The organism is Brevundimonas sp. AVps5 (assembly GCF_058681515.1).
Genome location: NZ_CM178740.1, coordinates 826749 through 849031 on the forward strand (window position 1 = coordinate 826749; position 22283 = coordinate 849031).

Below are 22283 nucleotides of genomic sequence, written 5' to 3' on the forward strand. Positions count from 1 at the left end.
TCGGCGTCAGCGGCTAGTAGACGTCCCGGCGATAGCGGCCGGTTTCGACGAGGTCGCGCAGGGCCTCGACGCCGAGGACAGCTTCCAGCGCCGCGTTCACCCCTCCGGCCATGCCTTCGAGGCTGCCGCAGACGTAGAGGGCAGCGCCGCGCCCGACCCAGTGGCGAACGGCTTCGGCCTCGGCCCCGATCACCGCCTGGACGTAGCGACCGTCGTCGGCATCACGGGAGAAGGTGCGATCGAGTCGGGTCAGGGTTCCGTCGGCCAGCCAGCCCTGCAGCTCGGCGTCATGGAAGCTGTCATGGGCGGCAGTACGCTCGCCGAACATCAGCCAGGTGCTGCCGGTCGCCTGCTCGGCGGCGCGGGCCTTGAGGTGCGACCGAAGCCCGGCGAGGCCCGTTCCGTTGCCGATCAGGATCATCGGCGTGGCGGCGTCGGGGCCGTGGAAGGCGCGGTTGGCGCGGATACGCATCGGGGCGACTTCCCCAATTTGCAGCGTCCCGGTCAGCCAGCCGGAGCCGAGGCCGGGTGTTCCGTCAGGACGGCGCATCAGGCGGACAAGGAACTCGGCGCGACCGTCAGCAGGCAAGGAGGCGACGGAGTATTCGCGGGGGGCGAGGCGCCCCTCGGGCGAGGGGACCCCGACCTCGGCGATGTCGCCGGCGACCCATTGCAGAACGCCGTCGACGGGCTCGAACGCCAGATGCCATGCCCCTTCGCCGGGGCTGCCGGGGTTCAACAGCCGCCGCTCGACCAGCCGCCAGTCGGCATAGGCGGGCGGGGCCCAGTCCGGCACGGCCAAGCTGCCGGTCAGTCGGCCGAGTTCGGCCTGCCAGTGACGGATCGCGGCGGCGTCGCCGTTGTCGACCTCGACCGCGTCGAACAGGGGCCGCGCACCCGCGGCGTGCAGCCAGCCGTCCAGCGCCCGGCCGAACCCGCAGAACTCTGTATAGGTGTGGTCGCCGAGGGACAGCAGACCATAGCTGACGCCCGCCAGATCGGTCTGGCCCGTCATGACCTTGCGGACGAAGCCGGAGGCGCTGTCGGGTGCGTCGCCCTCGCCGGTGGTCGAGGCGATGAACAGGACGCGCGCTGCGGTCGTCAGGTCAGCGGGCTCGATGTCGGCGAAGGCCTTCACCCGGGCCGGCTGGCCCGCGTCGGCGAAGGCCTTTCGCGTCATCCCGGCCAGTTCATCGCCGAAGCCGGTCTGGCTGGCGACGGCGATCAGCGTGGCGCCCGCCGGGGTGGCGGCGGCCGTCTTCCTGCGAAACCGCCAGACGGTCCAGCCCGTGAAGACCAGCCAGACGAAGACGGTCGCGACCGCGCACAGCCAGCGGACGGGGTCGTCGCTCACGCGGCTTCGTCCTCATCCATCATGGCGACGAAGGCGGGGGTCAGGTGTTCGATGACGCCGTCGGTTGTGCGGACCACCATCTGGGCGGCGAGGCCGTAAGCCTCGGCGAGGCCGGGACCTTCGTCCGGACCCATCACGGTCAGGGCGGTGGCCCAGGCGTCGGCGATCATGGCGCTGGCATGGAAGACGGTGACCGAGGTCACGCCGTTGGCGATCGGCCGGCCGGTCTTGCCGTCGAGGGTGTGGGGATAGACGCGGCCCTCATGTTCGAAGGCGCGGTGCCAGTCGCCGGAGGTGGCGACGGCGATGTCCACCAGCGCGGCGACGGTGCGCGAGGACGGCGCGCCCGGCGGCTCCTCCAGCCCGATCCACCACGGCTGGCCGTCGGGCTTCACGCCCGCACCGCGCATCTCCCCGCCGATCTCGACGAGGTGGGAGGTCGCGCCGAGCCGGGTCAGGGCATCACAGACGCGGTCCACGGCATGACCCTTGGCGATGCCGGAGAAGTCCAGTTTCATTCCGCCGGGCTGCATCGCCCCGCGCGCGTCGTGGTTCAGCCGCAGCTTCTGCCAGCCGCTGACGGTCAGGGCCTGTGCGATTTCCTCGTCGGAGGGGGTCGCCGGGCCGGTGCGTGGTCCGGGCGGGCCGAAGCCCCACAGGTCGACGAGGGCCCCCAGGGTCGGATCGACCGCGCCGTCGGTGTCGTCGGCGAGATTCATCGAGGCCTCGAGCACGGTCCAGAACATCTGGGACAGGGCCCAGACGCCGGCCGGCGCGGCGTTGAAACGGGAGACCTCGCTGGACCGGTCCCACGGGCTGAAGACGGCAATGATCGCATCCAGCTCGGTCCGGACGGCGGCCGTCAGGGTCGCGTCATCGATCTCGGCCGGAGCGACGGCGCGGACGGACCAGGTCGTGCCCATGGTCTCGCCGCCCAGCCGCCGGACCTCATCGCCAGGGGGCCGGGACGGCGGAGTGTTCATCGGCGGGATCAGGACACGGGTCGCCCCCCGCTCGTCCGCCTGGCGGAAATCGAGCGGCGGCGGCGCGCCGCGCGATCCGCCCAGGGTCAGGGCAGGACCTGCAGGACTGCGGTGTACTGGGCCGAAGCGACCGGCGGACCGTTGCGGCCGCCGCCGGCCGGAGCCGACGCATCGCGCCACGAGGTATTGACCCAGTACAGTCCGGCTTCCGGCCAGGTGATGGAGACCTTCCCTTCAGAGTCGGTCTTCACGGTCAGTTCCTCCGGGTTGTCGCGGTACTGCAGGCCGCCGCGCGCCACGATGACGTCGGCGTTGGCCCAGGGCTGGCCGTCCCTGAGGAACTGGAAGGTCCCGGCTTCGCCGGCGACCAGGTCGTTGGGGTGAGTGACCGGCACCATTTCGATGCCGACGCCAGCAGGAGCGAAGACCGTCTCGGTCGGATTGCCCAGCGTGACGAAGGTCTCCAGGCGGTTGGCGCTGAACGCTGAGACGACGTCGGTGGCGCCGGCCGGGATGTTGGCAGCCATCTCGGCCTCCGGACCGCGCCAGCGCCCGGGGGTTCCGTTCAGCATCCAGGCCGCATTCATGCCCGCCGAGGCGTTGGCGATCTTCCAGGTGCCCGGCTTGTTGATCTCGACGTCGAATGTGGTGCGATAGGCACCCTGCATCAGGTTGGCGGCGCTACCGGCCGAGCCGTCGGGCGCGGTGATCGACAGGGTCTGGGGCGACAGGCGCAGCGGCGCGTGGTCGGCGATGAAGACGCCGTTCGAGGCACCGGCATCGAAGGCGACCCAGGCGGAGTCACCCGACAGGACGGTCGAGGACGGCATCAGCCAGCCGCGGTGAGCCTGGGCGGACATGGGGGCGGACACGGCGGCCAGGACGGCCAGGGCGGGGAGGATAAACTTCTTCATGGCGGCTGATCCTTAGCGCGTGACGGCGACGCGCACGGCGCCCAGTTCGGAGGTCCCGGCGGCGGAGGCGGTGTTGGCGGCCCCGCCCCAGGTGAAGGGCACGCGGACAATCTCGCGGCCGCCCTGTTCGCGGGCCGCTTCGACGACGACGACATACTGGCCGGCCGGTAGAGCGGACATGCGGGCGGCCGGTGCGGTGATGGTCTGGCGGCCCGGTGCCCGGGTGGGGCCGGTCACGCCGTCGATCGGCAGTGTGGTCGCGCGACCACCCTTGCGCCACCAGGTGCGGATGTCCTTCAGATACTGTTCGCCGTCGCCGTCGCCGCGGGCCGTCGCACCGGCTTCGTACCACAGGGCGATGGTGTGCATCGGCACCTGATCGGCCGCGCGCTCGATCCACATCGCGACATAGGGGCGATGGTAGGCGGCGGTGGCGACGGTCGGCACCTCCACCGTCACAGTCAGGTCGGCGGCGACGGCCGGGGCGGCGATCGAGGCGGCACCGGCGGCGAGGATCAGGGTCAGGGGGCGGATACGCGATGACATGGGGGAGAACTCGTCAGTGAATGAAGATGAGCGCGATAATGACCGGGATGGCGACGCCCAGCCCGACCAGGGGCCAGGTCGAGGCGCGGGTCCGGGCGTGGAGCCAGAGCAGGGTCAGGCCGGTGACGGTGAAGATGATGCAGGCGACCGCGAAGACGTCGATGAACCAATACCAGACCGGGCCGGTGTCCCGACCCTTGTGGAGGTCGTTGACATAGGCGACCCAGCCGCGCGTCGTGGTCTCGCGCAGGGCCTCGCCCGTGGCGCGGTCGATGGTGACCCAGCCGTCGGAGCCGGGCCCCTTGAGAGCGATATAGATTTCATCAGGCGCGGTCTCCGTCGGCTTGCCCGCGACCGGGACGTCCAGTTCGGAGGAGACCCAGCGGGCGATGGCGTCCGGAACCGCATCGGTCGTCTCGTCCGGGAAGTCTGACAGCCGTTCCAGCAAGGGCGCGGGCAGGGTCGCCGTCAGCTCAGTGGTCACCGGTTCGGCGGGAATCTGGGCCGCATGGTTCAGGGTGATGCCGGTGACGGCGAACAGCAGCATCCCGGCCAGCGAAAGCCCCGCCGAGATCCAGTGCCAGCGGTGCAGTTCCTTCAGCCAGAAGGCGCGGGCACCGTTCATCGCGCGCCCGCGCGGCACGGACTTGGCGGCAGGTTTTTCGGCGGCGTCGGTCACGCACGGCCTGTGCCAAAGCTGAGAATGATTTGCAAGTGCCTCGACCCGGGTTCGCTCGTCGTAGCCCGCCGGCCATGACGAGGTCGAGGCCGGCGGCAAACTGCAATTCGTCATGGGCGCTGGGCCGAACCGCACCCGGGGGCGGAGGAGCCGAGGCGCGACCGTATTCGATGTCGGCGGAGTGAGGGCGCTCAACGTCGCACAAAACTTTTTGTTCGACGCTGAAATCCTGATCTGGTCAGCCCCGGTGGGCCCCCGGTCCCTGTGAACGCGCCCTGGTTCACGGCGGGTGTAAAGTTCGAAATCACGGTTCGCGGAGGCGGCGAGCGTTGGATTTCGTCCGTTTCGTCCGTTTCGTCAGGGTGTTTTTCGTCCGGACGGACGGACGAACCCCGCGGCAGCCCGTTCGCTTCGGTCGACAGCACCAGCCGGTCGCTCTGGCGTTTCGTCAGCCGCTCGGCGGTCGGAAGCTTTCAGTCTGACCCCTGCTGACAAGACAGGGTCGTTGCTGTCACCTTGGGGGCAACGGACACCCTGGGGGTGGTTCCGATGCGGTCGACAACGACCCGCCCGGGAGGGGACAGACGATGACGGACTCGACCATCGAGACGCCGGCGGATCCCGATCACACGGTCGACCGCGACGACCGGCTGGTGATCCTTGCCTCGTCGGTCGGGACCGTGATCGAATGGTACGACTTCTATCTGTACGGATCGCTGGCCGCGATCATCACGGCCCAGTTCTTCTCGGGTGTGAACGAGACGACGGGCTATATCTTCGCCCTGATGGCCTTCGCTGCGGGGTTCGCGGTGCGACCGTTCGGGGCCATCGTCTTCGGGCGGCTGGGCGACCTGTGGGGGAGGAAGAACACCTTCCTCGTGACCATGCTGCTGATGGGGCTGTCGACCTTCGTCGTCGGTCTCTTGCCCAACTACGCCGCCATCGGCATCGCCGCGCCGATCATCCTGGTGCTCATGCGGCTGATCCAGGGTCTGGCCCTGGGCGGCGAATACGGCGGGGCCGCCACCTATGTCGCCGAGCACGCCCCGCCGGGAAAGCGCGGTTTCTACACCTCTTTCATCCAGATCACGGCCACGGCAGGCCTGATGATCTCCCTGCTGGTGATCCTCGGCGTCCGGTTCGCGGTGGGCGAGGAAGCCTTCCTCGACTGGGGCTGGCGCATCCCCTTCCTGCTCTCGATCCTGATGCTGGGCGTGTCGCTGCTGATCCGGCTGAAGCTGGCCGAGAGCCCCGCCTTCGCCAGGATGAAGGCCGAAGGCAAGGGATCGCCGACGCCGTTGAAGGACAGCTTCGGCAAATGGCCCAATCTGAAGCTGGTGCTGATCGCGCTGGTCGGTCTGGCGGCCGGTCAGGCCGTGGTCTGGTACACAGGCCAGTTCTACGCCCTGTTCTTCCTGGAGCGGGTGCTGAAGGTCGACGGCGCTCTCGTCAGTATGATGATCGCGGCGGCCTTGCTTCTGGCGACGCCCTTCTTCGTCTTCTGGGGCTGGCTGTCCGACAAGGTCGGCAGGAAGCCGATCATCCTGGCCGGCTGCCTGATCGCGGCCCTGACCTACTTCCCGCTGTTCCACGCCCTGACCGGCGCGGCCAACCCGCAACTGGCGGCGGCCACAGCCTCGGCGCCGGTTTCGGTCTATGCGGACCCCGCCGACTGCTCGCTCCAGTTCGATCCGATCGGCAAGACGGTGTTCAACACCTCTTGCGACCTGGCCAAGTCCTGGCTGGCCAAGGCGGGCGTCACCTATGACAACGTCACCGCTCCGGCCGGGACGGTCGCCGAGGTCCGCATCGGCGGGACGACCGTCGAGAGCTTCCGGGGCGAAGCCCTTTCGAGCGCCGACTTCAAGACGGCAAAAGCCGATTGGGACAAGGGCCTGGGCGAAGCGCTCGCCGCCGCCGGCTATCCGGCCAAGGCCGACAGCGCCCTGGTGAACAAGCCGCTGGTCATCGCAATCCTGTTCGTGCTCGTCTTCTATGTGACCATGGTCTACGGGCCGATCGCGGCGGCGCTCGTGGAGATGTTCCCGACCCATATCCGCTACACCTCGATGTCGCTGCCCTATCACATCGGCAACGGCTGGTTCGGCGGCTTCCTGCCGACCACGGCCTTCGCCATGGTCGCCGCCACGGGCAACATCTACTACGGCCTCTGGTACCCGATCGTCATTGCCGTCGCGACAGCGGTGCTGGGCTTCCTGCTGGTCAAGGAAGGCAAGGACGTGGACATCCACGCCTGAGCCCCGGGCCGATGACGGGCGGATGTCAGCCGCCCGTGGGTGCGCTGCCGGTCCACTGGCCCGATCCCGCTGCGACCTATTGGTCGCCGCCGGTACAAAAAGGGACGAATCGAACGCACAGGATTGCCTTCCTTTGCGTTAACCTATTGGTTGTCGCGGGGCGAACCGATGAACAACCTTGAGCAACTCACGACCCGAGAACGGCAGTGCCTGGTGGGTGTCGCGCAGCACCGCCAGTCGAAAGAGATCGCACGCGATCTCGGCATCTCCTCAAAGACAGTCGATAAGCATATCGAGACTGCGTGCAAGCGGCTGGGCGTCGGCTCACGCCGTGACGCCGCGCTTCTGTTGCTCAACGCCGGACTACGGAATGAACCCGTAGGGGAACCGTCCCGAGTAGCCGAAACGGCCTCCAGCGATGCCTTCTTTCATACGAAAGGAGACCCCATTGACCCTCACACTTCCGAAATGGACCTGGGACTATCTCGAGACCGTCTTCGAGGACCTGGCGCAGACTCCGGCGGAGAAGGCCGGCGTCCTGCACCTGGTCTCCGTGACCCGGGAGATGAGCCCTTATCTCTCGAAGCTCGATCTGCTGCGCGAGATTATCTGCATCGCGCTCGTACTGTTGCCCGAGCACGATCGGCCGCCGAACATGGCCAATCTTCGATCGTCGAGTACCGCCGCGTCGGGCGGGACCTGTTGATGGTGATCGCCTTGACGTGCGGCATCGCCTTTCTGCTCGCGGGAGCCATCGGCGCGATGCTGATGATCCAGCACCTTCTGCAAACGGCGGATCCGGCCCAGCGCCTGGGCTGACCCGACTTCTCGAAAGCAAAGCCCACCACAACCCCCGCCCGGCGGGAGAAGGAGCCCCCATGCAACGACGCGAATATGGACAGAAGCTGGCGACGGCCCTCTTCGAGGCCGAGGACGCCATCGATGCGGCCCTGGAAAAGGCCGCCCACCTGATCGCCGCGATGTCTTCGGTTCGCCGCGAGAACGGTCTGTCGGCCGTGCTCGGCAGCCACGCCATGACCGGCGTCACCGGGTCGGTGCGTGCGCTGGGTGAAGCCCGGGAGCAGATCGTCTCGGCCCACCATGCACTTCAGACCGCTGCTCCGCAGGTCGGACTCGGCAATGTCGTGATGCAGGGCACGGGCGTCGGCAAGCCTGGCGAGTCGATGCCGCGTCCGACGGGTCTCAAAGTCGCCGCCTGATGCTATGCTCGCGGTGCGCCCCGGCGGCGCGTCGCGAGCGTCCGCATGTTCACAGACGATGTCCTGTTCCTGGCCACGGCCGCCCAGATCGGCGGGGTGATCCTGAACATCCTCGTGTGCGGCGCGGCCATCTGGAAAGGTGCGCATACGGAGCGGGTCGCAGCCATTTCGATCGTGGTCGCCTCAATCCTCTCGCCCCTGGTCCAGAACTGGACCGACTGGACGTCGCCGCAGTGGAACATCCTGATCATCGACGCCGCGAATCTCGGGGTGTTTCTCTATCTGCTCGTCAGGACCCACCGGGTCTGGCTCCTTTTCGGATGTGCGTTCCAACTCCTGGCCGTCCTGAGCCATCTCGGCATGCTGATCGACCCGAGCATCATGTCGTGGGCCTATATCTCCACTCTGTACCTGATGTTTTACGGCCTGATGATCGCCCTGGCGGTCGGAATCTGGGAGGGGCGGCGGCGCGATGCGCGCGCGCGGGTTGCGTCTTCCGAGCAGAATGTTCTAGCTTCCCACAAATGAGCTCCTCGACGCCTAATCCGATCGACATCGCCGTGGGCCAGCGTGTTCGCGCCATGCGCGAGCTTCGCGGCCTGACTCAAACCGACCTGGCCAAGGCCACGGGCGTGACCTTCCAGCAGATACAGAAATACGAACGGGGCACGAACCGCGTGTCGGCCTCGCGTCTGATGCTCATTTCGCATGCGCTCGGACAGCCGGTGAGCGCCTTCTTCGAAGCGGAGGAGCCGGGTGCCAACGATGGTCTGGGCCTGTTCGCCGTCAGCGGATCTAAGGCCCTGCTTGAGGCCTACGGGCGAATCGAAACTCCGGATCAGCGCCGCATTGTCGTCGCGCTGGCGCGTTCGCTCGCCGGCGAGCCGTCCGCCTGACCCGGCCACGCGCTTCCCTGACCTGTCTCGCCCGCAACGCCGGCAAGGTCGTCACCCACACCGATTTGCTGACCGCCATCTGGGGCTGACCCATGCGGATGACCTGCAGTACCTGCGGGTTGTCATCGGGTAGTTGTGCCACAAGATCGAGCCTGATCCGGCACATCCGGCCCTGCTGCTGACCGAGGCAGGAGTGGGATATCGGCTCGACGGCTGATTCCTGCGGCTCGTTTCGGAAGGATGTGTCTGAGCAGAGGCATGAACGGACGGGGTGGGGCTGTCGTCAGATCATCTCAAGAATACCGCGGCTTCCGCGAACCTCGACCCGGCCGCCAACTACGGTCGATTGCGCTGCCAGGCGCGACAGAATGCCTGCGGCCTCACGGTCTCCGGCCAGGGTCGGGAAGCCCCGCGTGGCCTGGTCTTCGGAGCCGTTCAATCCGACTTCGTTGAGGACAAGAGGGGTGAGTTCGACCCGGATGGGCCGGTCGCCGTCGATGGTGATCGAGGCGATGACGCCCTGCCATGCAGGGGGCGGATAGGCACCCTGCGGCTTCTCGGTCTGGAAGATGAAGTTGCCGAGGCCGAAGATGAGGGGGCGACCGCAGTGTGTCGCCATGCCCTGCAGCACAGGTGAACCGTGGCCTGCAAATACCGTCGCGCCCGCATCGATGCAGCGCCTGGCGAAGGCCTGTTGCCAGCCGGGGACCTGACTGTTGTCCGGTTCCCAGTCGTGATTGTGATGGCAGGCGATGACAGCGTCTGAGCTGGATGCGGCCTGTCGGATCGCGGTCAGGATCCGCGCCTCGTCCTCCGCGAGTGGTTCGCCCGTCGCATCGCGCCGTAGCTCGTTGACGCCCGGATGCCCGGGAGCAGCGGCCCCGCCCGGGCGAACCTTGCCCGTGGCGAAGCCGATCGCCGAGACCTTGCCGGCGGGCGTCTCGACGGTGGCGGGTGCGGTCGCCCGAGTCAGGTCCGCGCCGCTGCCCGTCGTGCGAAGACGCGCCGCCTCAATGGCGTCCAGAGTGTCCAGTATGCCTCCGCTCCCGAGGTCGAAAGCGTGGTTGTTCGCCGTCGTGAGCAGGTCGACACCGGCGTCCTTCAGGGTCCCCAGAATGTCCGGCCCCGCCGCGTGCAGGGTCAGCAGCTCCCGCGTGGGAGCCTCGGCGCGGGGGCCCCGGATGACCGTCTCCAGATTGGTGAAGACGGCGTCGGCCCCCTCCAGCACGCCGACCACGCCGGCGCGTCCGGGCCATTCAGCCGGCATTGGCGCATGTTCGATCAGGGCCTGACCGAGAAGGTCGATGCGCAGACTCGCGGCACCTCGTGTGGCCCGGTGCCCAGACAGGGTCACCATTGCGCCGATGCCCGAGACGAATTGCCGCCGATCCATCATCCTGTACGCCTCCGGACCCGACCATACGTTTCGCGGATCGAAGGTTGATAGACCATGCGCCCAGCGCATGGTGTGATACGAAATCGCCATATTATTGCGGATACGGCGGACCCGCTGCGACTGTTGACGAGGGGGCCGATCCGCGATCGAGGACCGGCACGGACAAGGGGACCATGACCATGGTGACGACGACTTCCATCCGGACACTGTGTTTGACCGGCTCGGCGCTGGCCGCGCTGACGCTGGGCCTGCTGGCATCGCCGGCCGCGGCCCAGACGCCCGCGACACCACAGGACGATACGTCGTCGGTCGACGAGATTATCGTGACCGGGTCACGCATCCAGCGTCGCGACGCCGACTCTGTCGGGCCGCTGCTGACACTGACCGCCGAGGACATCAAGAACTCCGGTGCCGTATCGGTCGGCGACCTGCTGCAGCGTCTGCCGTCCGCCGGCGTCAGCCTGAACAGCAACGGGACGCAAGGGACCTCCTATGGCGCGTCCTCGATCAACCTGCGCTACCTCGGCGGGGCCGAGGGGAGCGGCAACCGGGTGCTGGTGCTTGTCGACGGGCACCGCTGGGTCGACGGCGTAGGCCAGCGCGGCTTCCGCGACTTCGTCGATCTAAACACCATTCCGCTGGGCATGATCGACGGGATCGAGGTGCTGAAGGACGGCGCCTCGGCCATTTACGGGGCCGATGCGATCGCCGGGGTGGTCAACATCCGCACCATCCGCGACTTCGACGGTCTGCGCCTGAACACCCGTGCGGGCATCACGTCCGAGGGCGACGGCGAGCAGTATTCGGCCGTCGCCAACTGGGGCCGCCGGTTCGAGAACAGTTCGGTGGTCCTGTCGGCCAGCTATGCGCGTGAAGACGAGATCCTCACTTCGGACCGCGATCTCACGACGCTGAGCCTCGTACCCCTGGCCGCGCCGGGCACCAGTCCGCGCGGTCTGTTCATCCTGCCCGGCCTGTCCAACAACGCCTATTTCGGCACCCCGACCGGCTTCGGGGCGGCGGCGACGCCGGTGACCCAGATCACCCTCGGCGGCTACGGTGCGGGAACTCTGGCGGACAACAGCTTCCGGACAGCGACACTGGCAGAGGACTTCTACAACACCCAGGCCCAGGGCATCTATTCGGCGGGGCCGAGCGAGCGGTACGGCCTGTACGGGCGGGTCCGCGCCGACCTGTCTGAAAATGTCTCGTTCCACCTCGAGGGGCTCTACAACCGGCGTCAGTCGAACCAACTGTTCTCGCCGGTGCTTCTGGATATCGGCGGCACGGCCGGGACCATCCGGGGCTTCTCGGTTGCCAACAACCATCCGTTCAACCCGTTCGGCACGGCCAACGGCGTGCCGACGGCCAATGCGCTCGCCTTCGCTGCGACCTCGGCCTGGCGGGTGCGCAAGGTGATGACGGACATCGGCAACCGCGACAACATCCAGGACGTCGAGACCTGGCGCATCGCCGCCGGGGCGGAGGGTACGTTTAGCGGCCTGGGTCGCGACTGGTCCTGGGATCTGAACGGTAGCTGGTCGAGGAATGAAATCCAGTCCTCGGCCCTGAATGGGGTCAACTACGAGCGGCTCTTCCGGGGGCTGGGCGATCCGGCCAACTGCCTGGCCTCGGCCGGGTGCGTACCGATCAACCTGTTCGGCCCCATGACGGCCGATATGGCCAACTCCATCCGCTTCACCACACGGGAGTCCAACTCGACCGAGCTGTTCGACCTGACCTACAATATCACGGGTGAACTGTTCCGGCTGCCGGCCGGGCCGCTGTCGGTGGCGGCGGGTTACGAGTATCGCCAGAACAAGGCGACCGACACGCCGGACGCCTACGCCAACTCCACGCCAGTCTTCCTGTCGAACGTCTACACCACGACGACGGCCCAGACGCGGGTGCCGACGGTCGGCGAATACAATCTGCACGAAGGCTATGTGGAGTTCGCCATTCCGCTGCTGGCCGACATGCCGCTGGCGCACAGCCTCGATCTGAGCCTGGCGGCTCGCTATTCGAACTATGACACCGTCGGCGACGCGACGACGATCAAGGCCGGTGTCGGTTGGCGTCCGGTGGAACAATTGCTGTTGCGCGGCACCTATTCCCAGGGCTTCCGGGCGCCGTCGATCCTGGAACTGTTCCAGGGCGGGCGCGAGGTCAGCGTCCAGGCGATCGATCCCTGCAACGGCGGCGCGGCGGCGCGCCCGACGCTGCCGGGCTGCGCCGGAATCCCCGCCAACTACAACCAGGCCAACTTCAACCTGAACGGCCTGATCCCGGGCGTCACCTCGGGCAACCGAAACCTGCAGCCGGAGACGGCGGACACCTACAGCGCCGGTTTCGCCTTCCAGCCGGAGGCTATTCCGGGCTTCACGCTGACGGTCGACTGGTACGACATCAAGATCAAGGACGCGATCGCGGCCCAGGCAGCGGCGCAGATCCTCGGACTGTGCGCAGCCCGGGGCGGGGTATACTGCGGTCTGGTCATCCGCGATCCGTCGACGGGTGCCGTCAGCCGCCTGATCCAGGGCTCGCAGAACCTGTCGGAGATCCGGACCTCAGGCATTGACGCGACGGCGCGCTACGAGTTCGAAACCGGCATCGGCCAGTTTGCCGCCGTGCTGGACGCCTCCTACCTGGACGAGTTCACGACGGTCAGCCCGGACCCGGCCGGCGGCGCGGACATCCTCGATGAGCGGGCCGGCAAGGGCGACCGGGCACGCTCGACCTATCCGCACTGGAAGGGACAGAGCTCGCTGCGCTGGAACAACGGGTCGTGGAGCGCCCTCTGGCGCGGCCGCTATATCGGCGAGAGCACCGACATCGTGAACACCGTCAAGGACGCGACGACCGACGCCATCTTCTACAACGATCTGGAGGCTAGCTACGCCTTCAACATGTACGATGCGACGGTCTCAGTCGGGGTGAACAACCTGTTCGACGAACAGCCGCCCGCTTCCTATGCAAACGCGCCGATCAACTACGACATCTACACCTATGATGCCCGGGGTCGCAGCGCCTACGTTCGCGTCGGATTGCAGTTCTAGGATCCAGGTTCCGGCATGACGGACGTGAATGGCCCATCCCCGACCGCGCGACGGGGATGGCTGGACCGGGTGGAGCGGCTGGGCAACGCCTTGCCCGACCCGGTCTTCATCCTGGCGGGATGTGTCGGCGTGCTGGTCATCGTGTCCGTCATCGCAGCGGGCGCCGGCTGGAGCGCGGTCAATCCGGCGACGGGCGAGCGGCTTGTCACACAGAGTCTGCTGTCGCCGGAGAACGTCGCCAAACTGCTGGTCGACATGCCGGAAACGCTGACGCGATTCCCGCCGCTGGGGCTGGTGCTGGTCGTCATGCTGGGCGCGGCGGTGGCCGAGCGATCGGGGCTGTTCGCGGCGCTGCTGGGCGGAGGCGTTCGTCGGTTGCCGACGCGGTTCCTGAGCCCTGCGGTCTTCGTCATCGGCCTTTTCTCGCACCATGCGGCGGACGCGGCCTATGTGGTTCTGATCCCCCTGACGGCACTGGTGTTCGCGAGGGCGGGGCGGCATCCCCTGGCGGGCGTGGCGATCGCCTATGCGGGCATCTCGGGAGCCTTCGCGGGGAATATCATCCCCGGCCAGTTCGACCTGCTGATGCTGGGCATTACGGCGCCGGCCGCGCAGCTGATCGACCCGGGTTATGGCGTGAATCCGCTGGGGAACTGGTGGTTCACCCTGGCCATCGGTGTCCTGTTCACCCCCATCGCCTGGTTCGTGACGGACCGGATCATCGAGCCGCGCCTCGGCAAATGGTCAGGGCAGTTTCCGGAAGGCGTGGCCGAGACCGACGACATGGGCGTGCTCGATGCGCGCCAGCGAAAAGGCCTGATGCTGGCCGGTATGGTGGCGCTGGCGATAGTGGGCCTGTTCGCTGCATTGACGCTGTGGCCCGGAGCGCCGCTGATCGATGCGGAGGCGGTCGGGCCGAAGCGGCTGGCACCCTTCTACGGAGCCCTGGTTGCGGCTTTCATGCTGTTGTTCCTCGGCTGCGGCTGGGCCTATGGCGCGGCAGCCGGGACGGTCACCAGCCACCGGACCCTCGTCCGGATGATGGGAGAGGGGATGCGCGACATCGCTCCCTATATCGTGCTGGCCTTCTTCGCCGCCCACTTCGTCGCCATGTTCTCCTGGTCGAACCTGGGGCCCGTACTGGCTGTGAAGGGCGCCGAGGCGCTGACCGCCCTGTCCATGCCCAAGCCGCTTTTGCTGGTGTCCCTGCTGGGCATTTCGTCCGGTCTGGATCTGGTCATCGGTTCGGCCTCGGCCAAATGGAGCGCGATGGCGCCGGTCGTTGTGCCGATGATGATGCTGCTGGGCGTCTCGCCTGAGATGACCACGGCCGCTTTCCGGATGGGCGACTCGATCTTCAACATCGTCACGCCGCTGGCCAGCAACTTCCCGCTGGTGCTTATCATAAGCCAGAGGTGGAAGCCCGATTTCGGCATCGGATCGATGATCGCCCTGATGCTGCCCTACAGTATCGCCTTCGGTCTGGCAGGGATCGCGCTGGTGACGCTTTGGGTGTCGCTGTCCCTGCCGGTCGGTCCGGGCGCGCCGGCAACCTACAGGTTGCCGCCGATCGCCATTGCCGCGCCGGCGATCCCATGAGCGCCGTCCCCCATTCGAGGCCAGGCGACGACATCGTGGTCCTGCGCGATATCATGGCTGCGATGCGCGACGGTGTGCGTCTGGCGGCCGACATCTATCTGCCGGTCGGTCCGGGTCCGTTCAGCGTCATCCTTGAGCGGACGCCTTACGACAAGCGGGGCACGAACCACGCTGACCGCACGGCCGCCGATCCGACCCTTCGTTCCAAGCCCGAGGTCGCCGCCGATTTTGCGCGCGCGGGATACGGCTACGTCCTGCAGGATTGCCGGGGGCGTTCGGCCTCCGAAGGCGTCTTCTCCAAATATCTGAACGAGGCCGACGACGGCTACGACACCCTCAGCTGGATCGCGGATCAGCCCTGGTGTGACGGGCGGATCGGTATGACGGGCCTGTCCTATTCTGCCCATGTCCAGGCGGCCGTGGCGGCGCTGGGGCATCCCGCTCTGGCAGCGATGTTCATGGATTCCGGAGGCTTCTCCAGCGGCTACCACAGCGGCATCCGTCAGGGCGGTGCCTTCGAGCTGAAGCAGCTGACATGGGCCTACAAGCACGCGCTTCAGGCGCCTGCGACCTCCGTCGATCCCGCGCGGCGCGCTGCGCTGGAGGCCGAGGACATCGGCGCGTGGATGCGGGTGAACCCCTGGCTGCGCGGCTATTCGCCGCTGGTCGCCGCGCCGGAATACGAAGACTTCATAGTGCGGCTATGGGCGCGCGAGACCTTCGGACCCTTCTGGACCCAGCCCGACCTGTGCGCCTCCGCCCACTACGCGCGGTTCACGGACGCGCCAATGGTGTTCATGAGCAGCTGGTACGATCCCTATGCGCTGGCGGCGACCGAGAATTTCGCCGCGCTCAGCCGGATGAAGGCTGGGCCGGTGCGTCTGGTGATGGGGCCGTGGACCCATGGGCAGCGCTCCGTGACATGGGCCGGAGACGCTGACTTTGGACCGGAAGCCACCCTGGACGGCCACGTGGCGGACGACTACCTGCGCCTGCGGCTGGACTGGTTCGACCGATATCTGCGCCGGGATCCGGCCGCGTCCGATCCGCTCCTGTCGCCGGTCAGGCTGTTCATCATGGGCGGAGGCAGCGGTCGTCGGACGGCCGAGGGTCGGCTCGATCACGGCGGGCGCTGGCGCGACGAGCCGGACTGGCCGCCGCCCGAGGCGGAAGCCACGACCTTCCACCTGTCCAGCGACGGGGGACTGTCGCGCGTCGTTCCCGAGACCGGGCAACGCACCTGGCGGCACGATCCGGGCAATCCCGTACCCACGATCGGCGGCGCCATTGCCTCGGGCGCGCCCCTGATGGTGGCAGGCGGATTCGACCAACGGGAGCGCTTCAATCTCTACGGCGGTTCTGTGCCGGGCAGGGCGCTCGTCGACCGCGACGACGTGATCACCTTCCAGACCGAAGTCCTGACCGAAGCCGTGGAGGTTACCGGTCCCGTGTCGGCGCGGCTGTGGATTTCGGCCAGCGCGCTGGATTGCGACGTCATGATCAAGCTGGTCGATGTCTATCCGCCCAATGCCGACTACGCCGATGGCTATGCGCTGAACTTGACCCATGGCGTGCTGCGCCTACGCTTCCGTGACGGGTTCGAGGCCGCGCACCCGATGCGGCCGGGGGAAGTGTATGGCATCGACATCAAGGCCTTCCCGACTTCGAATCTGTTCGTGGCCGGCCATCGGATCCGGCTGGACGTATCGGCGAGCAACTTCCCGCATTTCGACGTCAACCCGGGCACGGGCATTCCGGCCGGAGAACCGAGCGAGCCCGTCATCGCGATCTGCGCTGTGCACTTTGGGCCCGATACGCCGTCGCATGTGGTTCTGCCCATCCGGTCCGGCGCCTAGGGTCAGGCCATGACGCCGGACGCCGACGGCCGTCAGACGATCCGCCTCAGGGCGCTCCGGATCTTCCACGCGATCGTCCGGCTGGGCTCCGTGACAAGCGCCGCCCGCTCGCAGGACCTGAGCCAGCCGGCCGCGAGCCGGTTGCTGGCGCAGCTCGAGCGTGACGTGGGATTCGAACTGTTCCACCGCGACCGGGGACGGCTTCTGCTGACGGCCGACGGCCTGTTGCTCCACCAGGAGGTGGAACGTGCGCTCGATAACGTCGACCGCGTCCAGTCGCTGGCCCGCGACATTTCGGACTTCCGGGTCGGTCACCTGCGCCTTGTCGCACCGCCCAGCATTCTGGAAGCGATCCTGCCGGACATGATCCAGCGCTTTCTGGAACAATACCCGCAGGTGCATCTGTCGATCGACTCCCACGGGGTCGAGGTCGCCAAGGCGATGATCGCGTCGCGGGCGGTGAACGCCGGGTTCGTCAAATTGCCGCACAATCGGGCGGATCTTCGGACCGAGACAGTGCTGGTCAGCGAGAGCGCCTGCGTCCTGCCGTCCAGTCATCCGCTGGCGTCACAGGAGACGATCGCGGCGGCGGACATGCGCGGCATCCCGCTGATCCTGCTGGGTCAGGGGCAACGGTTTCGCGCCCAGGTCGAGGCCGCCTTCGCGGACGCAGGCGTGGTGCCGCGGGTGAAGGTCGAGACCCATACGATCGCCTCGGCCTGTGCGCTCGCGTCGCGCGGCGTAGGCGTAGCCATCGTCAATGAGCGGCTGGCGAAGGCCTATGTCCGGGACGGCACGGTCCTCAGGAGATTCACGCCCGGTATTCGCCATGAGTACGGCTTCGCGACCTCCGCCAACTCTGGGCCGGATCGCCTCGCTGATGCCTTTCTCGGTGTCGTCCGGGCCAATCTGCCGAAGCAGGATCATGCTCAGGACCCATTCATGTGATACAGAAACCCGCCGATCCGTCAGCCCCGCACGGGTGAAAGGATCCCGGCGCTATCGCGTGCGACGACCCAGGTCGACAGGGTGCTGGCGACATAGGGCCTGGCCAGGATGGTCGAGACGGTCTGAAGCTTCGCCTCGGCTCGCTCGGGCGTCAGGGTCAGCAGGACATAACCCTTGGCCGTCTGGTCGCAGAACACGACCTCCTCGTTATTCGCAGACAGAAGCGGCCCCAGCGGCAGGGGCGCGACCGCGTCGCCGGGCGACGGGCTGGAGATCGCCGAGGTTCCGAACTCGACCGCGCGACGGTCCCCGGCCGCGTCCTTCAGGTCGTTGACCCAGTAGGCGTGGCTGTCGCCGGCCAGGACGATCGGCTGGACGCCCGCCTCCTTGAAGGCCGCATAGAGACGCTCGCGCCCGGCCGGATAGCCGTCCCAGCTGTCGAGGCTGAAGGGCACGCCCAGCCTGTAGAGCTGGATCATCTGGCGAAGCCCGGCGCGGACCTCCTCCGGCAGACCGCCGATCATGCCCTCGATCTGGGCTTCCGACGCGATCTTCGTGACGTCCGGACCCATAACCCGGGCCATCACGACCTGATTACCGAGCACCTGCCACGGTTTGTTCGCCGACTTCGACGCCGCCAGCACGCCCTTCAGCCAGTTGCGTTGCGCATCGCCCAGCAGGTCTCGGTCCGGGGCGTTCAGCGTCGCATTGAAGGCGACGAGGTCGGGCACGCCGCCGACCATCGGCATGTCTGTGGCGTAGTCGAGTTGCTTGTTGCGGGCCATCAGGCGTGTCTCGACCATGGCCAGGGTCGCCAGGTCGCCGAACTCGAAGCTGCGGTTGATGGCGTCCAGACCCAGTCCGGCGCGCGGCTCACGGATCGGCATCCATTCGTAGTAGGCGCGCAGGGCGATGGCCTTGCGGGCGGCGTAGTCGCCCTCGGTCGCATCGGTGTGGTTTTCGGCGCCCATGGACCAGGCGTCGTTGGCGACCTCATGGTCGTCCCAGACGCAGATGAAGGCGGCGCGGGCATGGGCGGCCTGCAGGTCCGGATCCGATTTGTACTGGGCGTGACGCAGTCGATAGTCCTCGAGCGTCAGAATCTCATGCGGCGGCTGCGGGATGCGGCTCAGGGCCGCGCCGGTGGACAGGCCGTAGTCGTCGGGCGCTGCACCGTATTCGTAGATATAGTCGCCCAGGTGCACGACGGCGTCGAGGCGCGGCTCTTTCGAGAGGGCGTCATAGGCGTTGAACAGGCCGCCCGGGTAGAGCTGGCAGGAGGCCACGCCCAGGACGACATCGGCGATCGCGCCGACGGGCAGGGTGCGCACCCGGCCGACGGGCGAGACCACGTCCCCGGCGATGAAGCGGTAGAAATACTCTGAGCCGGCCTCCAGCCCCTGGCCGTCGAGGTCATGTTTGACGGTGAAGTCGCGGGTGGCACGGGCGCACAGGCCGGACGAGGTGCGGACCTTGTCGGCGAAGCCGGCGTCGCGCGCGATCTCCAGCGTCACGTCGATGTCGGCGCCCGAGGCGTCTGCGGGGGTTACCCGGGTCCAGAAGATCGCGCCGGTCGGCGTCGGATCGCCGGAGGCGACCCCGTGCAGGAAGGCGATCGCCGGGGCCTGGGTCGGGGCGGCGAAGGCGGGCGCTGCAACGGAGCCGGCCCCGATCAGGCCCAGAAGACTGCGGCGGTCGATGCTCATGGCGGGCTCCGGCGGAAACAGGAAACGGCACCCCGGCGAACCGGGGCGCCGTCGAGACAGGCGTAGTCTAGTACCGGACGCTGACGGTCGCGCCGTAGGTCCGGGGCTCGCCGGCGATGAAGGTGGGCAGGCCCAGGCTGTCGCCGGTGTTGCCGGCGTCCTTGATGAACGCTTCGTCCAGCAGGTTGTCGCCGAACGCCTCGATCGACCAGTTGGCGTCGGTCGGGACATAGCGAACGCGCAGGTTCAGCAGGCCGTAGCTGTCCTGGAACTCGTCGACGATCCGGTCCGGCACGAAGCCGGTGGTCTGCAGGTTGGTCCGGTCGTTGTTGTCGTCGAAGAAGACCTGCGACTGCCAGCTGTAGGTCGGCTGGATTTCGAAGGCGCCGCCCGTGACAGGCACGATCACCAGGGCACCGACCGAGACGCGGTGGTCGGGCGACAGACGGAAGCGATTGCCGTCGCGGGCACCCGTCGTGAATCGCGCGTGGTTGTAGCCGTAGGTGGCGAACAGATCGAGCCAGTCGGCGGCGGCGTAGTTGACCTGACCCTCGAAGCCGTAGGCCTCGGCCTCACCCGCGTTGGTGGTGATGAACTGGGTGCCGACCTGTTCCGTCGTCTGGAAATTCTCGTACTGGTAGGCATAGACGGCACCGTCCACCCGCAGGCGGCGGTCCATCATCGCCGACTTGAAGCCGACCTCGTAGCTGTCCACCGTCTCGGCCGGGACCTCGGTGAAGATCGGCGCGCCGAAGGGCGTGGACGGCACGGTCACGGCCAGCACCGCCGGACGGCGGCCGCGGGCGTAGGTGGCGTAGAGGCTGGCGTCGTCTGACACGGCGTAGCGGCCGGTCAGACGATAGGTCAGGCCGTCGTCTTCCAGGTCACGGGCCGTCACCCCGCCGTTGCCGGCCGTGGGCTGGAAGGTCAGGCCGAACAGCGGGAAGGCGGCGGACGCGGGCGCGTTGGCGGCACCCGGCGTGGCCAGCTGGACCACCAGGCCGTTGGTGAAGGCCCCGAGCCCGGCGGCCTGGGCCAGGGCGGCCGGTGTGCCGACCCTGATCAGGGCGTTGATCTGGCCCTGCAGCTGCTGCACTGCCAGCAGGCCGCCGGCGATGGAGCGGCCGTTCAGGACCGAGGAGCCGAACTCCGTGGTCTTCTCATCAGAGGTGTAGCGAATGCCGGCGGCGAACTCGAGCCGGTCGGTGGGCTTCCAGGTCAGGTCGCCGAAGACGTCGAACGACTGCAGCTCGGTGCTGGTAGCGGCCGTCTCGATGTGGCTGGCCTTCAGGTTGTTCGCGATGCCGGCGCGGGCCGCGGTCGGGATGCCGAGGCCGGCCAGCAGCGGCTGCAGGAAGGCCTGCGACGCATAGACCGAGCGGGGCAGGGCGGTCGGCAGGACGGCCAGCGGCGTGCCGTCCAGGATGCCTGCCAGCTGGGCCAGGGCCAGACGCTCGTCGATCTCGATCGGCGAGGACGACTGGTTTTCTTCGCGGAAGTAGCTGGCCCCGACGAAGCCCGAGAAGGCGCCGCCGTTGTCCCAGTTCACGCGGAGCTCCTGGCTCCACTGCTCGCCGTCGGAGATGCCGATGCCGGTCAGGATCGGCAGGGAGATGCCGTCCGGATCAAAGGTCTCGGCCGTCTCGAAGGTGCGGTAGGCGCTGACCGAGTTCAGGGTCAGGCTGTCCGACAGGTCATAACGGACCAGACCGGTGACGCCCCAGACTTCGCGGTCGATGCCCAGCTCGCTGCCGCCCGGGATGGTCGAACCCGGGGTCAGGGCGGCGCCGGAACCGGCCTGGCGGTCCGTGCTCAGGACCGCGCCTGTGTTCGGATCCTGCGGGTTGTAATAGATCGAACGGAAGCTGACGCCCGAAGGATTGTCCTGCTGGTAGTTGGCGATCACGTCGAAGCGCAGGGCGTCCGAAGGCTCGAAGGCCGCCAGGGCGCGGAAGGCCTGGGTGTCGACGCCATTGTAGTCACGGCCGCCGAGACGGTTGTCGACATAGCCGTCGCGGGTCTTCAGTCGGGTGGCGAAGCGGACCGCGGCCGTGTCGCCGAGCGGCGCGTTCAGCATCAGCTCGACCATGCGGTAGTCGTAGTTGCCGATGGCGGCGCGGCCTTCGGCCTCGATGCCGTCGATGTCGGCCTTGTTCTGGATCACGTTGATCGCGCCGATCAGGGCGCCGCGTCCGTACAGGGTCGACTGCGGGCCCTTGGAGACCTCGACACGCTGGACGTCGAACAGTTCGACGAAGGCACCGGGCGCGCGCGAGATGGAGACGCCGTCCTGGTAGATCGACACGCGCGGCTCGTCCGAGGCACCGGTCGAATCCGAGGTCAGGCCGCGGATCACGAAGCCCGGATTGTTCGGCGACTGGTTCTGTACCAGCAGGCCAGGGACAAAGGCCGACAGTTCCTCGAAGTCCTGAACGCCGAGCCCGTCCAGGAACTCGCCGCTGTAGGCGGTCAAGGCGAACGGAACCTCGATCGGATCCTGGGCGCGCAGCTGGGCGGTGACGATCACCTCTTCCAGCTGGGACGTCTGGTTGTCTGACACCTGGGCATTGGCCGAGGTGGCGAGCGCGCACGCGGCGGCGCAGCCCATGAGAATGGTCCAGGTGTGAGTGCGATTGAACATGAGCAGCCCCTGTTTCTGTCACGCCTCTAGCCTCGCTTGGCAGCGCCTGTGCGACGGGGCGGTGATGCGCCTGTGACGCTTGGGCCGTGGACGGAAGAGTCGGCGATCTGCGGCGGAGTTGGTCAGGAGTAGCGCGGTGCTGTTCGTCCGTGAATCAGGCCCCGGATCCAAACGAGAGCATGATTCAGAGACAGGTCAGCCGTCTTCATCGACGCCTGCAACTACGGGCGA

The 22283-nt window shown here is 67.5% G+C and carries 17 protein-coding genes and 1 pseudogene; 10 read left to right on the forward strand and 8 right to left on the reverse strand.

Annotated elements, in window-relative coordinates; all coding sequences use genetic code 11:
- Window positions 1-13 precede the first annotated feature (13 nt).
- The 5 genes from ACW18A_RS04135 to ACW18A_RS04155 form a co-directional block, all read right to left on the reverse strand.
- On the reverse strand, window positions 14-1354 hold the full coding sequence (locus ACW18A_RS04135) for a sulfite reductase subunit alpha (protein ID WP_492023543.1): 1341 nt from the start codon (window positions 1352-1354) through the stop codon (window positions 14-16).
- Window positions 1351-2337 (reverse strand): FAD:protein FMN transferase, encoded by a 987-nt coding sequence (locus tag ACW18A_RS04140; RefSeq protein ID WP_492023544.1) that lies wholly within the window; start codon window positions 2335-2337, stop codon window positions 1351-1353. The genes ACW18A_RS04135 and ACW18A_RS04140 overlap by 4 nt, the downstream gene beginning before the upstream one ends.
- A gap of 86 nt (window positions 2338-2423) precedes the next feature.
- Window positions 2424-3251 (reverse strand): DUF4198 domain-containing protein, encoded by an 828-nt coding sequence (locus tag ACW18A_RS04145; protein WP_492023545.1) that lies wholly within the window; start codon window positions 3249-3251, stop codon window positions 2424-2426.
- A gap of 12 nt (window positions 3252-3263) precedes the next feature.
- Window positions 3264-3797 carry a DUF2271 domain-containing protein gene (locus ACW18A_RS04150; RefSeq protein WP_492023546.1) on the reverse strand — a complete coding sequence of 178 codons (534 nt, stop codon included), beginning with the start codon at window positions 3795-3797 and terminating at the stop codon, window positions 3264-3266.
- Between the two features lie 13 nt (window positions 3798-3810).
- On the reverse strand, window positions 3811-4476 hold the full coding sequence (locus ACW18A_RS04155; protein ID WP_492023547.1) for a PepSY-associated TM helix domain-containing protein: 666 nt from the start codon (window positions 4474-4476) through the stop codon (window positions 3811-3813).
- 587 nt (window positions 4477-5063) lie between these two features.
- Here ACW18A_RS04155 and ACW18A_RS04160 point away from each other — a divergent pair.
- The 6 genes and pseudogenes from ACW18A_RS04160 (at window position 5064) to ACW18A_RS04185 (ending at window position 8850) form a co-directional block, all read left to right on the forward strand.
- Window positions 5064-6734: an MFS transporter gene (locus ACW18A_RS04160; protein ID WP_492023548.1), complete on the forward strand. Its 1671-nt coding sequence runs from the start codon at window positions 5064-5066 to the stop codon at window positions 6732-6734.
- Between the two features lie 168 nt (window positions 6735-6902).
- Window positions 6903-7022, forward strand: a pseudogene (locus tag ACW18A_RS04165) (LuxR C-terminal-related transcriptional regulator); the annotation flags it as partial.
- A gap of 160 nt (window positions 7023-7182) precedes the next feature.
- Complete coding sequence (locus ACW18A_RS04170; RefSeq protein WP_492023549.1) at window positions 7183-7440, forward strand: hypothetical protein; 258 nt, start codon at window positions 7183-7185, stop codon at window positions 7438-7440.
- A 172-nt stretch (window positions 7441-7612) separates the two neighbouring features.
- Entirely contained in the window at window positions 7613-7954 is a 342-nt protein-coding gene (locus ACW18A_RS04175; RefSeq protein ID WP_492023550.1) for a hypothetical protein, read from the forward strand.
- Window positions 7955-7999: 45 nt separating this feature from the next.
- Complete coding sequence (locus tag ACW18A_RS04180) at window positions 8000-8482, forward strand: hypothetical protein (protein WP_492023551.1); 483 nt, start codon at window positions 8000-8002, stop codon at window positions 8480-8482.
- Window positions 8479-8850: a helix-turn-helix domain-containing protein gene (locus tag ACW18A_RS04185; protein ID WP_492023552.1), complete on the forward strand. Its 372-nt coding sequence runs from the start codon at window positions 8479-8481 to the stop codon at window positions 8848-8850. Before ACW18A_RS04180 ends, ACW18A_RS04185 begins: the two co-directional genes overlap by 4 nt.
- Window positions 8851-9133: 283 nt before the next feature.
- On the opposite strand, the gene ACW18A_RS04190 is transcribed toward ACW18A_RS04185, so the two are convergent.
- Window positions 9134-10246 carry a CapA family protein gene (locus ACW18A_RS04190; RefSeq protein ID WP_492023553.1) on the reverse strand — a complete coding sequence of 371 codons (1113 nt, stop codon included), beginning with the start codon at window positions 10244-10246 and terminating at the stop codon, window positions 9134-9136.
- Between the two features lie 173 nt (window positions 10247-10419).
- On the opposite strand from ACW18A_RS04190, the gene ACW18A_RS04195 reads away from it, so the two are divergent.
- Genes ACW18A_RS04195 through ACW18A_RS04210 form a run of 4 tightly spaced genes read left to right on the forward strand, consistent with a single transcriptional unit; the run spans window position 10420 to window position 17705 of the window.
- Window positions 10420-13302 (forward strand): TonB-dependent receptor, encoded by a 2883-nt coding sequence (locus ACW18A_RS04195; RefSeq protein WP_492023554.1) that lies wholly within the window; start codon window positions 10420-10422, stop codon window positions 13300-13302.
- A gap of 15 nt (window positions 13303-13317) precedes the next feature.
- Window positions 13318-14901, forward strand: coding sequence for an AbgT family transporter (locus ACW18A_RS04200; protein ID WP_492023555.1), 1584 nt, complete (start codon window positions 13318-13320; stop codon window positions 14899-14901).
- Window positions 14898-16757: a CocE/NonD family hydrolase gene (locus ACW18A_RS04205; protein ID WP_492023556.1), complete on the forward strand. Its 1860-nt coding sequence runs from the start codon at window positions 14898-14900 to the stop codon at window positions 16755-16757. The genes ACW18A_RS04200 and ACW18A_RS04205 overlap by 4 nt, the downstream gene beginning before the upstream one ends.
- 9 nt (window positions 16758-16766) lie before the next feature.
- Window positions 16767-17705, forward strand: coding sequence for a LysR substrate-binding domain-containing protein (locus tag ACW18A_RS04210; protein ID WP_492023557.1), 939 nt, complete (start codon window positions 16767-16769; stop codon window positions 17703-17705).
- Between the two features lie 20 nt (window positions 17706-17725).
- Here the strand turns inward: ACW18A_RS04210 and ACW18A_RS04215 are convergent, their stop codons facing one another.
- Both ACW18A_RS04215 and ACW18A_RS04220 read right to left on the reverse strand, forming a co-directional pair.
- On the reverse strand, window positions 17726-19411 hold the full coding sequence (locus ACW18A_RS04215; RefSeq protein WP_492023558.1) for an alkaline phosphatase D family protein: 1686 nt from the start codon (window positions 19409-19411) through the stop codon (window positions 17726-17728).
- Window positions 19412-19478: 67 nt separating this feature from the next.
- Window positions 19479-22052, reverse strand: a complete 2574-nt coding sequence (locus tag ACW18A_RS04220) for a TonB-dependent receptor (RefSeq protein WP_492023559.1) — start codon at window positions 22050-22052, stop codon at window positions 19479-19481.
- Between the last annotated feature and the right edge of the window lie 231 nt (window positions 22053-22283).

What these genes read in the sequence shown, in the direction of transcription:
- ACW18A_RS04140 (WP_492023544.1), bottom strand. Translation starts at nt 2,337, where the DNA reads ATGAACACTCCGCCGTCCCGGCCCCCTGGCGATGAGGTCCGGCGGCTG.
- ACW18A_RS04145 (WP_492023545.1), bottom strand. Translation starts at nt 3,251, where the DNA reads ATGAAGAAGTTTATCCTCCCCGCCCTGGCCGTCCTGGCCGCCGTGTCC.
- ACW18A_RS04150 (WP_492023546.1), bottom strand. Translation starts at nt 3,797, where the DNA reads ATGTCATCGCGTATCCGCCCCCTGACCCTGATCCTCGCCGCCGGTGCC.
- ACW18A_RS04160 (WP_492023548.1), top strand. Translation starts at nt 5,064, where the DNA reads ATGACGGACTCGACCATCGAGACGCCGGCGGATCCCGATCACACGGTC.
- ACW18A_RS04175 (WP_492023550.1), top strand. Translation starts at nt 7,613, where the DNA reads ATGCAACGACGCGAATATGGACAGAAGCTGGCGACGGCCCTCTTCGAG.
- ACW18A_RS04180 (WP_492023551.1), top strand. Translation starts at nt 8,000, where the DNA reads ATGTTCACAGACGATGTCCTGTTCCTGGCCACGGCCGCCCAGATCGGC.
- ACW18A_RS04185 (WP_492023552.1), top strand. Translation starts at nt 8,479, where the DNA reads ATGAGCTCCTCGACGCCTAATCCGATCGACATCGCCGTGGGCCAGCGT.
- ACW18A_RS04190 (WP_492023553.1), bottom strand. Translation starts at nt 10,246, where the DNA reads ATGATGGATCGGCGGCAATTCGTCTCGGGCATCGGCGCAATGGTGACC.
- ACW18A_RS04195 (WP_492023554.1), top strand. Translation starts at nt 10,420, where the DNA reads ATGACCATGGTGACGACGACTTCCATCCGGACACTGTGTTTGACCGGC.
- ACW18A_RS04200 (WP_492023555.1), top strand. Translation starts at nt 13,318, where the DNA reads ATGACGGACGTGAATGGCCCATCCCCGACCGCGCGACGGGGATGGCTG.
- ACW18A_RS04205 (WP_492023556.1), top strand. Translation starts at nt 14,898, where the DNA reads ATGAGCGCCGTCCCCCATTCGAGGCCAGGCGACGACATCGTGGTCCTG.
- ACW18A_RS04210 (WP_492023557.1), top strand. Translation starts at nt 16,767, where the DNA reads ATGACGCCGGACGCCGACGGCCGTCAGACGATCCGCCTCAGGGCGCTC.
- ACW18A_RS04215 (WP_492023558.1), bottom strand. Translation starts at nt 19,411, where the DNA reads ATGAGCATCGACCGCCGCAGTCTTCTGGGCCTGATCGGGGCCGGCTCC.
- ACW18A_RS04220 (WP_492023559.1), bottom strand. Translation starts at nt 22,052, where the DNA reads ATGTTCAATCGCACTCACACCTGGACCATTCTCATGGGCTGCGCCGCC.